At 45.6% G+C, this 12,114-nt stretch carries 9 protein-coding genes; all 9 read right to left on the minus strand.

Annotated features, from left to right (window positions below; translation table 11 throughout):
• Nucleotides 1-228 precede the first annotated feature (228 nt).
• The 9 genes from AABM38_RS22660 to AABM38_RS22700 all read right to left on the minus strand — a co-directional run bounded on the left by AABM38_RS22660 (nt 229) and on the right by AABM38_RS22700 (nt 11,757).
• Complete coding sequence (locus AABM38_RS22660) at nt 229-2,163, minus strand: S8 family peptidase (RefSeq protein WP_423408412.1); 1,935 nt, start codon at nt 2,161-2,163, stop codon at nt 229-231.
• 161 nt (nt 2,164-2,324) lie between these two features.
• A complete protein-coding gene (locus AABM38_RS22665) occupies nt 2,325-3,743 on the minus strand; it encodes an N-acetylmuramoyl-L-alanine amidase (protein ID WP_423408413.1) in 1,419 nt (472 codons plus the stop codon).
• A gap of 382 nt (nt 3,744-4,125) precedes the next feature.
• On the minus strand, nt 4,126-4,494 hold the full coding sequence (locus AABM38_RS22670) for a hypothetical protein (protein WP_423408414.1): 369 nt from the start codon (nt 4,492-4,494) through the stop codon (nt 4,126-4,128).
• A gap of 150 nt (nt 4,495-4,644) precedes the next feature.
• Nucleotides 4,645-6,324, minus strand: coding sequence for a DUF4855 domain-containing protein (locus tag AABM38_RS22675; RefSeq protein ID WP_423408415.1), 1,680 nt, complete (start codon nt 6,322-6,324; stop codon nt 4,645-4,647).
• 398 nt (nt 6,325-6,722) lie between these two features.
• Nucleotides 6,723-7,097 carry a hypothetical protein gene (locus tag AABM38_RS22680; RefSeq protein ID WP_423408416.1) on the minus strand — a complete coding sequence of 125 codons (375 nt, stop codon included), beginning with the start codon at nt 7,095-7,097 and terminating at the stop codon, nt 6,723-6,725.
• A 215-nt stretch (nt 7,098-7,312) separates the two neighbouring features.
• Nucleotides 7,313-8,506 carry a phosphopentomutase gene (locus AABM38_RS22685; RefSeq protein ID WP_423408417.1) on the minus strand — a complete coding sequence of 398 codons (1,194 nt, stop codon included), beginning with the start codon at nt 8,504-8,506 and terminating at the stop codon, nt 7,313-7,315.
• A gap of 2 nt (nt 8,507-8,508) precedes the next feature.
• Entirely contained in the window at nt 8,509-9,618 is a 1,110-nt protein-coding gene (locus AABM38_RS22690; protein WP_423408418.1) for an alanine racemase, read from the minus strand.
• A 90-nt stretch (nt 9,619-9,708) separates the two neighbouring features.
• Nucleotides 9,709-10,839 (minus strand): aminotransferase class V-fold PLP-dependent enzyme, encoded by a 1,131-nt coding sequence (locus tag AABM38_RS22695; protein WP_423408419.1) that lies wholly within the window; start codon nt 10,837-10,839, stop codon nt 9,709-9,711.
• Nucleotides 10,840-11,757: a phosphotriesterase family protein gene (locus AABM38_RS22700; RefSeq protein ID WP_423408420.1), complete on the minus strand. Its 918-nt coding sequence runs from the start codon at nt 11,755-11,757 to the stop codon at nt 10,840-10,842.
• Between the last annotated feature and the right edge of the window lie 357 nt (nt 11,758-12,114).

The raw sequence follows: 12,114 nt of genomic DNA on the forward strand, positions 1-12,114 counted from the left end.
TGTTTGACATCGATCTGGTAAATCGGTGTCTTTTTTTTGCCCATTGATATCGAAAATTCGACAAATTTCAGGTCATCATAAAATAACTAAAAGCCGCTCATTCCTTTACCAGAAGCGGCTTTCTTACTTTTTAATTTTATTACAATAACGCGTTGGAGCGCTGGGGGTCAGACCCCCAGCGCTCCAACGCGTTATTGCTTTAGTGTATGACTATTATATGGCATGAGACTATTTTAAGCTTGGGTTTGCTGCTTTGGACAGGAAGACGGAGTAGTTGGATCTGAGCATTTTTTCATTTGGTTTGAAGGTTCCGTCTTGGTATCCTGTTGTGATTTTAGCTGCTGCCAGGTTGTAGATTTGCTGGTATCCGGCCATTCCTGCTGGTACGTCGGTGAAGCTGCCAGTTGGCCCTGCAGACAGGTTATAGGCTTTTGATAGCATGATGGCCATTTCTGCGCGGGTAACGAGATCGTTCGGACGGAAGGTGCCATCAGCACGGCCGCTGATAATTCCACGCTCAACAGCTGATTGGATATAGCCCGATGCAAAGCTGCTGCTCGGCACATCGCTGAACTTAGTCGCCCTTTGCTTCCCATCCAGTCCGACAGCTCTTCCCATCATCGCTACAGCTTCGGCACGAGTTACATTCTTAGATGGCTGCAGCCGGTTTGATGCGTCCCCTTTTAAGATGCCCGCAGAGTATAGGTACATCATGTTTCGGCTGAACCAGACTGAGTTGGTCAGATCAGGTATAGCCGGACTGCTTAATGTGATCGATTCATCATCTTTTTTATCCATAAGCATGGAGCCGTTCGCCCATGGATAGATCGTATACTTTATGTCGCCCTTTGTTCCGTAGTCCTCAAAGGTTGCGTTGGCAGCGTTATTAGCAATCAATTTTCCATCACGGTAAATCGAGTAAGCCTGATATTTTTCCAAAATCGGCTGCATATTTAATTTGAATGAACCATTGCCTGAGCTAGCCAATGTGATTGGCGCTTGTGCGTTTTCAACTGGCACGGTGTCTGTCTGGATTAGTCCGTAGCCGTATAAGCGATCCCTGCCGGCGATTCCAAGGTCCTTCGAGTTTTTGTGTAAAAGAGTACGGATTTGTTCATTCGTGTAGCTCGGAAACTTTTCTTTATAAAGAGCAGCCATCCCGGCTACAAACGGTGCCGCCATTGAAGTCCCGCTCATCGTCCCATAGCCTGCAGCCGCCACACGTGTTGGAAGTGTGGAATAAATCATTTCTCCAGGTGCCGAAAGTTCAATTTCCGCGCCTGTAGCTGATGTCGATGCTCTGCGATTGTCTGATTTTACAGAAGCCACTGCAATGACACTTGAGAATTTCCCGGGATACTCGACTGTTTCATCGCTTCCTGATAGCGTTCCAGCATTACCTGCAGCTGCTACGACGATAATTCCATTCGCATTTGCTTTGTCTACCATCGCTTTGATTCCCATGTCAGGGTACTCTGTTGTCAGGCTCATATTGATGATATCTACGCCTTTGCGGATAGCCCAATCAATTCCGGCCATGATGGTAGACGTTGTGCCATCTCCATTGCCGTCGAGCGCTTTTACTGCATAGATTTCCGCGTCCGGGGCAACACCAACAATGCCGATGTTGTTGTTTTTAGCAGCGATGATGCCGGCAACATGCGTTCCATGTCCATTTTCATCGATATAGCCATTGTCGCAGGCGTCTGGACTGATGGAGTCATCAAGGGTACATGTTCCATCCTTTACGGTCAGGTCCTGATGGTTTGAATCGACACCCGTGTCAATGATCGCGATTTTCACGCCTTTTCCTGATAAAGTGGATGGCACCTTCTTCGGGATATTGATGTTAGCGTGAGCCCATGGAGTGGTCTGCGCACTTTCCTCGAACTTATTTTCCTCATGAAAACTGCTGATCAGGCCTAGAGCACGCATGCCTTCCAGCTTTGATTGTTCCATTACTACTGTCGCCGCATTAACAGCGGTGTAGGACTGGACGACTTCACCGCCATTTTTCTCAATCAGCTCAGTGTTCAATGGATTTGTAAAAAATACTATGTAACGTTCTTGCTCAGCCTGCAATTCAACTGTGGAAGCAAAGGTTGGGGCAGCCGCCGAGGTCATTAATAATGAAGCCAGTAATACTGCAATCATCTTTTTCATGCTCATTCCCCGTTTCTAAAGCTGTTTTCGTAATGTCGACCTGAAATCCCGCTTATGTGTGAAACACAAGAACCGTCCCATGTTTCAAATATAAGAAAAGGAGTCTACTATTCAGACTCCTTTCTTATTGTAATAGGATCGTATTTTAATTGATAGAGTTATTAATTTACAACGTTGTACAGGTATGAGACGTTGTAGCCTTTTGCTTTGTAGTAGTCGAGGATTCCTAGGTAGATTGCCTCGGCTGCTTCCTGGCGCCACCATGATGAACCGAGCTTCTGGTTATCAGCTTTGTTATCGATGAATCCAAGTTCGACTAGTACGGCAGGCATGGTATTTTCACGGATGACGTGGAAATCGCCATGGTCAATGCCGCGGTCCTGTGTGTTCCATGCTGCTACCAAACGATTTTGGATCGCTTGTGCGAGCTTTTTGCTGTCAGAGTAATATGGATTTTCATAGGCAGAATTATAGTAATAGACCTCTGTTCCATTTGCTGAACCGTTCAAAGCATTGGCGTGGATGCTGACGAATGTATCTCCGCCCACGCTCTTCGCCAGGCTGACACGCTGGGAAAGTGTTAAATAAACATCGGTTTCTCTTGTTAATTTGAAAGAGAATGGTGTTTTAGCAAGAAGCGCTTTTACCTTCAACGCTGTATCAAGTACCACTGCTTTTTCCTGAAGTCCAAGACCGCTTGCACCTGGGTCATAACCGCCATGACCTGGATCGATGACAATCATCTGCGATGTTAATGGACTTGGTGCTGATGCTGGCAATGGCGGGTTCATGAAGGATGGAAAAGAGCCTGTTAAAAATTCTCCATGTACCAGACCTTCAACAGAACCGGAACGGATGAAAACCCATTCACCCACTCTGTAGGCTGCTTCTACCTTCGCCCCATCCTGCAATGCGGTAACAGAAGTGAAGGCTGTAGATGGACCTGTGCGGACATTCAGTGTATCTCCACCTGCCGCTACTTGAAGATCACCACCGAACTCTACATTCGCATTGATTCGGTATTTATAATTGATCGCTCTCGCTAAAAAGATCGAAAAATCCGCTCTCTTAATCTTTAGCTCGTAACCGAAATTATCAGACGTAATCCCCTGTGCAATTCCTTTTTCCATCAGCTTTTTGGCTGACGTTACTGTATCAGTACCGCCATATCCGAAAGCCCTGTTGATCAATATGGCCATTTCGCCACGAGTGACTGGATTTTCAGGTCGGAACGTTCCATCCTGGTAGCCTGAAATAACACTCTTCTCTGCTGCTGACTGTATGTAGCCTGAAGCAAAACTTCCGCTGTCGACATCCTTAAACCAAGTTACACGCTTTGTTCCATTGAGGCCTAACGCGCGCCCAAGCATGGTTGCAGCTTCCGCCCTCGTTACTTCTCGATTGGGGTAAAAATAACCCCCCGTTCCATTGACTATATTTCCACCGGCAAGGTAACTAACTTCTGGATAAGCCCGATGCGTACTGTTTAAATCATAAAAGGAAACAGCCGCTTCGGAGCTTTTCGCTGTGAATGGCAGAATCAACAAAGCTAGTAAAATACTTATGACAAATCGCTTCATTCTCGTCTGCTCCTTTCGTCTTTTTTCTACATTTTAACACATGGAAATGGTGCCTGAATCATCCAATTTAGCTATAAAAAGGGGAATTGTGTTACAAAAATTAGGAGATTAAGAGCTAATTACTGATTTATCAACGTTTTCTGGCGAATTATCTGGAATAAATTACATGTTTCATATTGTTTGATTTTGGGAAAATAAGTAATTTTGGAGTAGATGGAAGAGTATGGGTTGATAATTGACAGGATTTTCTTTTAAAAATGAGACGTATTGGCTATAAAAGTTTTATTGTGGGTGGCTAATTTACTAGGCTGATATCTTACAGAAATAGGGGAGGTACAGGCACCTCCCCTTTTTAAAAGAAATATTTTTTCAACCTAATAGTCTAATCAACTTTAATTTCATAATTTGAAACGTGATTTCCTTCATCAAACCATATTATCAGCCATTCCCTATCGATACTGATTAAGCCGCCCTCGTCACCTAATAGGTAAACGATATTGTCAGGCTCCTTATAATAACTATTTTCCGGCTGGCCTAAGAGCTTAACAATTTTTGATTTTGACATCCCTTTTAACTCTTTGTTGGATAATAGGTCACTTACCATATCCCGACGATTCTCGGGATTGCTAGTCCATGTTTTCCGGTCAAATTTTTCCGGTTGAACAGAATGGACAACAAAAAGCACCAAACCTCCAACGATAAGCCCATTCACTAGTAAGGTGAACAAGATAATTTTTAATGACTTTTTCATATGTAACGTCCCTCGATTTATCATCTGGCATGCTCGGTTTCAAAAATCGTTTTTCTAATTGTGGAAATCTTGTCACGATAGAAGAACCCTACTACTAGCAGAAGCATTCTGCAAAGGTATAAAAAAGCAAGGTGGCAGGCACCTTGCTTTTTATTGGTACGCCAGGCTGCTCAACAGCTGATAGGCCTGGTAGTATGACGGCTGGTTCCAGTATTTCACCATTCTGTCGACCATTCCTACGCCCTGGTAGACGATCAGGGATTGGCCTGGCAATCCATAGCGTTGAGCCATGTCGATGTATTGCCTGAAGTTCTGCAGGCCAGCTTCCATTTGATTAGGGCCATATTGGTCTATTTCAAGATTGATCCCGCTGCCGTAGATTTGCGCTTGCAGGAAGGCTCTATGAAGACGGGCAGGTGTGTCTGTTAGCTTTAACCTGAATGCATTTGGCTGAAGATATGCTCCGTCAAAGCCGTAATTTTTCCAATGCTGAAAATTTGATGATGTCGCATGCGGCGAATAAATGAACATTCTGTTGTTAGAATGGATTTTATCCGCAATATCGTTAATGAGTTTTTCGTCCTCACGGTGTCCCATCGTTTCACTTAACCAGTAATACCCCTTGAAGTTAAGATTCGAATATCCTGCGACATCCCACATCATTTCAGTTTGATCAATGTACCATTCAACTAATTTTTCGCGCTCGGCCATTGAGTTTGGATGTTCCTTGCCTTCAAGGTCTACAATTGTTCCGCCCATTTTCGGGTAAGGAATCGCAATATACACATTGACCGTTTTTTGAAGGCTATTTGCTGATTCGTTCAGATTTTTAAGTGCCCCGTGGTCGGCAAATGTCTCACTGAGGTACCATCCCCAATCAGAATAATTGGCATTATTTTTAGCGTGGACTCCAAATTCGCCTCCTGGATAACTGCGGCCTAACAGGATAAAGGTCTCAAACAATGTACCCCAGCTTCCATTTGGGGTTATGTATGACTTGAAGAAATCCGGAGTGAACGGAATCGTGCGCTCCGCTCCATTATAAATCAGCGCACCGTTGCGAATTCCCGTTTCGCCAAGTGCTCCTGTTTTTTCTGAATATGTAACGAGTGTATTGCTCACAGGATGAACCGTCGCCTTCGGATAATTCAAAGCCAGGCTGATTGCCTCTTCCGCGTCTCTGACAGTGTGAAGTGTGACTCCATCCTGCTTGACGGTGTACTCCAACGGCTTATTGTAGATGCGGGCCAGGAAAACCGAAAACTGAAGGCGATCCACCGGAAGTTCCGGCCTGAATGTACCATCACTGTATCCAGTGGTCACTTTATTGGCAGCAATGGCATCAATGTATGGATAGTTTGGATCGGTTACTGGGATATCTTTGAAAATCGATTTACCTTTGCCCTGGTAATCAAACCCTGATGCTATGGCACGCGCCATATCTTTCCTTGTCAATGGCTCATTAGGCTGGAATGCCCCGTTTTCGTTCAAGACAAACATTCCTTTTTCGATGCCAGCGAGCACCTCGGTATATCCCCTGGTTGTCAGGAACATATCTGCAGGGACTGCTGCCGTCGGTTCAGCGGGAGCGTTCAACTGCATCGCCCGTCCCATCATGACTGCAGCGTCGAGCCGCGTGATTGTTTCATTTGGCATAAACTTTCCATTAAAACCCATGATTACTTCCTTCTCTGTCAGAAAGCTGATGTCATGGTAAGCCCAGTGGCTGCGGGTGAGATCCGAGAAGGTCGTTTCTGCGGCGGCGGCCTGTCCCGGCATCAGGCTGATTAATCCTGCCATACTCAATAATAAAGCTGCTAGTCGTTTCATAGTAAGTACCTCTTCTTTTACTGCTATTTTTATTGCTCAATAATGTAAGTATCGGCTCCACTTGTAAAATTTTAACACTACACTTACGATTTCTAGTATATTGTTTCCAATTTTACAGACGTATGTTAGCTGGATAAGGTTTCATATATTGGAAAAAATATTATTTCAAAATACTCGTGGTGGTAATTAATAATATTATAGAAGAGAACGATTCATTCAGAGAGAGTAGCGGGATTATCGTTGAGTTGATGCATAGCAAAAAGGCAGCCCCAATAGCTGGGGCTGCCTTCGAAAGAAATATATATGGCAAGCTTCATGATTCTATATGAAAGTTATGATAAGTCGAGATCATCAATCGTATTGCACTGCTATTTTATATTTCTGCTCTTTACATGAGCTTAGCATTTTTGCGAGTCGATGATATACTTTGCTTCCATCTTGCAAGAGTAATCGAATTCTTTGCCGTGTTGCTGCTGCAGCTTTTCAATCCCTTCAATTTGTTCCTGAGTAGGCTCTTCATTGAAGATTTTTTCGATTGTTTCATTGATCTTTGCAGCGAGTTCTTCATGAAAAACAGGATCAGCCTTCGTTTCCTCACTGAGCTGGCTGTACCACGATGAAGAGGTAATGATGTACTGACGCCATTCCTTGATAAAGTCCTCAAGGCTATACTTATTTTCATCCCAGCCAATTCTGCTCATATACTGCTCAAATGACTTCGAAATCGATCTGGAAATGCTTATTTTAACGCCTGGAGCAAGATCTTTTAACACTATTTAAGGAACCCCCTAAACACATACTGTACTGCATAAAAGTAACATAACTACCATATCATAACTTCCTACATAAATACAAATCGACTTTTTTCGTCAGTTTATGGGGGTCATCGACAGCATGGGAAGGATTACCATTCCCTTCGCGCTTCACCACACTAACGCACTGGGGGTCTGACCCCCAGTGCGTTAGTGTGGTGAAGCATTGATACTAATTACCGTGTTATTTCTTTAAGAAAGCTTTTGCCCTGGTCTGTTGGGGGCAGGTTGAAGAAGGCGCTCATGGTGGCTCCGATGTCTGCCATTGATTGTCTTGTGCCGATGTCAGCCTGACGGACTTGCTTTCCGTAAATCAGGATTGGCACGAATTCTCGCGTGTGGTTGGAGTGCCCGATTGTCGGGTCGTTTCCATGGTCCGCCATGATGATGATGATGTCTTCCTCTTCCATTTTGGGCAGGAACTGTTCCAACCATGAGTCAGTGTAATTCAGGATTTGCGCATACCATTCCGGGTCTTCCGCGTGACCAGCCAGGTCTGTTTCCTGAACATTTACCAGGAATGCAGCATCGTCCTTCTCTGCCTCGTAGGTTTCCTCTAGAATCCGCAGCACTTCCTTTGAATCTACAACAGGAAACGCTGGACCTTCTCCATGGAGAACGTCTGCGGTTTTGCCAATTCGATAAACCTTCAAGCCGCTTCTCGCAGCGATTATCGGGAACTGTCCGTCGATATTCACGCCGTAACCCATATGATAGACATCATAGCCTTCTCCATACACTCTGGCTTTCGGGGCATCGACACCCCATTGTCCCGGGCTCTTCTCCTTAACCACTGACAGGATGTGCTCTAGCGACGTATGAGGACTTCCGAAGGCAATCACTCTGCTCGTATCGACGTTTTCCCTGACAATCCTGCCGACCTTTTTTAACTCTTCGAAAGGCATTTTGTTAAAATCTGCACATAGATTGATAATGTTGCCCAGCGATGACTCCAGGTTATCCCCGACTACGCAGGCATCATTCACGACAAAAACCGGCCGGTCGGCCCATGGATAGCTGACCTGGTACCCTGCATGTCGCAAGGCATCCGCCAATTTTACATGAATGTCCTTCATCAGCCTTTTCGTTGACTGTTTCGGGCAGCTGCCGGCAATCTCCTGGTGTCCCAAATAAGTGTCGGCACCATGATGGGCAAGGGCAGAGCGGCCATATGCGGTAAGCGGCTGTTCCATCCCATCAACGAGCGTTCCCAGGCCCAATTGGTACATAGCCGGTATCCTCAGGGCTGGAACTGTTTCACGAATATGCTTGTAAGTATGCGCCTTGCAATCTTCGGCATTGAACTCCCCGCAATCATCCATTGCCCCAATCCCGAAGCTGTCAATGACAAGCAAAATCAGCTTTGCCATCACTACCACTTCCTTTCAAAATGGACGATTTCCGGCTTGCCGTTTTGGATTCCTTTTACCAAAGCAATATGGGCCCGGGTGACGAATAGCTGAGTCCTGAAGGCAAACACCGCGGTGTCGCCAATTTTTACAGAAAAAGCGTCAGGCTTTCCGATTCGGCCATAATAGTCAATCGCTTCTGGGGAAACTTCATATGCTGGTACCAGGCGATCCAAAATAGCCGCTTCATTGTCTGCCACAAGGCAGCCTGTCATATTAGAGCGGCCATAGTATCCGCCCCCAATGACGTAATAAAAATCATTATCCTCATGCGATACTTCCGTCACATAAATCACTGCAGGCTTTTCAGGCAAATCGCGATGAGCGTGGAGCGGCGTTGTACCTGTCAACGCATGTCCCGGTTCCCCATGAGTAATTCCATTTTTAGCTAAAAACGGAATCGTTTCGCAGCTTGTTGCGCTTGGTCCATTCACTTGGTCCACTGCAAATCCATGGTCTTCAAGGATTTGCTTTGCTTTTAACAGCGTGTAGAAATTCTCTGTAGGCTCCATTTCCTTCTTGCTCTCTGCAAGCTGGAAATTCGGGAATGTCGTCACCCCTGCAACCCGGATTCCCGGCAGTGCGGACAGCTTTGCGAGCTCGGCTGGAAGGTCCTCCAATCGGAATCCTCCCTCTTGCCCTGGATAAATAAGGTCCTGTGCTCCATAAACTTTAACTAGGATGTCCTGTACTTTTCCTTGCTTAACTGCTTCCTCAGACACCTGCTTAGCCCGCTCGGTTGAAAAAATGGTGACCACTTCAGGATTCCACGATAAAACTTCTCTCCACTGATTCTTTCCAGGCTGGACAAGATGTCCAATATTGCCGATTTTAACGCCACCGTCAAACAGTGTTTTACCCTCATCAAATTCAACAGCGACCGCTTTTTCAATGCCACTCTCAGAAATCATCATCCCGATTTGCGGCAGTCTTCCCAGCTGCTTGCTCATAAAATAAAGCTGGATTCCATGGGCATAGGCTGTTTCTGCAAGCATCCTGACGTTCTCCTGCAAGATATCCATGTCAATCACATACGTATTCGGCGGAATCCGTCCGCTCTGATGCAGTGTCACTCCAGCTTGGATCAGCTTTGGATTCCTTCTTTTGTCACATCTAAAAACACGAAGCTCCCCCCTTTTACATGGGATTCTTTGGTGTAAAAATTAGTCCTTTAGTGCTGCAGGGATTCCTTTTTTCAAAATATCAATGATCGTTTCCGCACCGGCCTTCATCGGATTGATTCGCAGTCCGTATTCCTTCAGCTTGGGCTGCGCCTCGATAAAGCTTCCGGATACGCGGTAAATCATCGGAATGATCTCATATTTTGATTCAGCACCAACTGGGTGTGTCGCTGCCCCGTTGCTGTCACTCAAAGCAATGACCTTCTGCGCCACAGGCATTTCCAGTTCAACGATGACATTTTTCGATTGGGCATTTGTCATGTATGCCGCCTTAATTCCCGGCACTTCTCCTTCATTTAATCGCCGGCAAAGCTCCTCGACCTGCTCATTCTGGATCGCCAGTGATACAGGTGCAAAGGTCATCATCCGGAGAAGCTCCATCGCTTCATATCCCTGGACTTGTCCGCCGCCGGAATAATTCCGTTCATGAATGACGTCCAGGCCGGCTTTTTTCCCGACTATGATGGCTACACCTTCCGGACCAAGCACCTTGAACCCTGAAAAAGTAGAATAATCCGCGCCGTATTCCACGCCAATTCCTTTCGTTTTGAAGGCGCAATAATTATCGTCGACCACAATCGGCAGATCAGGACGGACCGTTTTTACCGCCTCAATTACTTCTTTTAAATGATAGGTGTCGGTTGGCTGCTGGCGCGCATGCTGAATGTAAAACACTTTGGCATCCGTATTTTTTACCGCTTCCCTTACAGAATTCAGCTCGTTAAAATCGACTTTCTCCGTCTGGATTCCAAGTATCCGGATGGTCTCTTTTGTTGTTGTGTAAACGGGAGCGAAATGTATGAGCATTTTATCTCCAGCTGAAAGCAGTGTGCTCAATATGATGCGGATCGCCCCGGTCCCTGCGCCTCTAACAAGTGCACATTCTTCCGTTTCAAAAAAGTCAGCAATCGCGCGTTCTGCCCGGTATGTCTGCTCAGGACGCTTCCACTTTGGCGAAACGCCCAAATCCCCCATCGATAAAAACTGCTTGCCTTCAAAATGGCGGCTCATCATGTGGACAAGCTTGAATTGCAGTTTTTTTGCTTCTTCAATCGACAGACTGGGCAACACTGATTCTGCATATTTCAGTTTTTTCGCATCATAGCTAGACATTTACGATCTCTCCTTTATGGTAAAAGCCCTGGCTGGATTTGAGATCAAGAATAGATCGATTGTTTCCTGTCTGACACCTTTTGCTTTAAGTTGCGGAATGAAGTCTCTAAGGACGAGTCCATACCCCGGACCGCCATGCTTTTTCCAATGCGATTTCCTCGTCAAGTCAGCGGACAACAGAATTTGTTTTTCAAAGTCTCGCTGAATGAATTCAAGCAAAAATTCCACTCGCTCCGCATCCGGCCTGTAATTATTTTTTCCAATCGTGTCAAAGTCGATATAGACCCCGGTTTCGAGTACAGCCAAGACCTCATCAAAATTCGGATTCAAGTCCTGGTGCCCTATAATGATTTGGTCCGTTGCAAGCCCTTGCGCTGTCAGCAGCTGAACCTGTTCATAGCCGAGTGTTCCAAGAGTCGTATGCGTTGTCACTGGAAGACCCGTCTCCTTGCCGGCAAGCGCAGCCCCGATCAGCAGCTCCCGCTCAATCGGTTTGATTTCATTTTTACTCGTTCCGACTTCACCGATGACCCCTGGAAAAATCCCTGTTCCATCAATTCCTTCTGTGGCTTCCTTGATAAAATGCTCCGCAAATTGGGCAGCAGTCCAATTTTGAGCGTACTCTGGTATGAAAGGATCCTTATAAAAACCAGTGCAGGCAATAATATGTACACCCGACTTTTCACTCAACCGCTTCAGCCGCAGCACATCACGGCCCATACCATCATTCGTCACTTCCACCATGGCCCTGCCGCCTTCGCCATGGAAATCCGCCAATTCCTCCAGCATGCCAGGCTCATCGTCTAAAACCGTATCCGGATCTTTTTTTATCCGTGAAAGATCAATCGACAAATGCTCATGCACCGAGCAAACCCCAAGATCCTCCGGCCTGATTTTACCTAAAACAGTTTGGATCATCCTGATGCACTCCATTCTAATTAAAGTTCCCCATAGACAAGCAGCTGCTAATAAGTCCTCTCAAATTATTGAGTTATCAGCAGCCGCTTTGGGGTTATTTTATTGACCGTCCCAATGATTATTTAGGGATGAACATTATTATAAATTTCAAGGCAGACATAGTATTGCGGGATTTCATGAAGAACCCATGCTGCCAGGTTATTGCTGCAACTACGTAAGTCCCAATATTAACTAAGTATTGCTGAATCTCCGCAAGTCCCAATACTAACTAGGTATTGCTGAATCTCCGCAAGTCCCATTGCTAACTAGGTATTGTGGCATCTCCAAATCACAATGCTACCAAAGTATTGCTTGATT

Source organism: Heyndrickxia sp. MSNUG, assembly GCF_049532715.1.
GTDB lineage: Bacteria > Bacillota > Bacilli > Bacillales > Cytobacillaceae > Mesobacillus.

Bases quoted from the DNA above. Each gene is read 5' to 3' on its own strand.
- AABM38_RS22660 (WP_423408412.1), bottom strand. From the start codon at position 2,163: ATGAAAAAGATGATTGCAGTATTACTGGCTTCATTATTAATGACCTCG.
- AABM38_RS22665 (WP_423408413.1), bottom strand. From the start codon at position 3,743: ATGAAGCGATTTGTCATAAGTATTTTACTAGCTTTGTTGATTCTGCCA.
- AABM38_RS22670 (WP_423408414.1), bottom strand. From the start codon at position 4,494: ATGAAAAAGTCATTAAAAATTATCTTGTTCACCTTACTAGTGAATGGG.
- AABM38_RS22675 (WP_423408415.1), bottom strand. From the start codon at position 6,324: ATGAAACGACTAGCAGCTTTATTATTGAGTATGGCAGGATTAATCAGC.
- AABM38_RS22685 (WP_423408417.1), bottom strand. From the start codon at position 8,506: ATGGCAAAGCTGATTTTGCTTGTCATTGACAGCTTCGGGATTGGGGCA.
- AABM38_RS22695 (WP_423408419.1), bottom strand. From the start codon at position 10,839: ATGTCTAGCTATGATGCGAAAAAACTGAAATATGCAGAATCAGTGTTG.
- AABM38_RS22700 (WP_423408420.1), bottom strand. From the start codon at position 11,757: ATGATCCAAACTGTTTTAGGTAAAATCAGGCCGGAGGATCTTGGGGTT.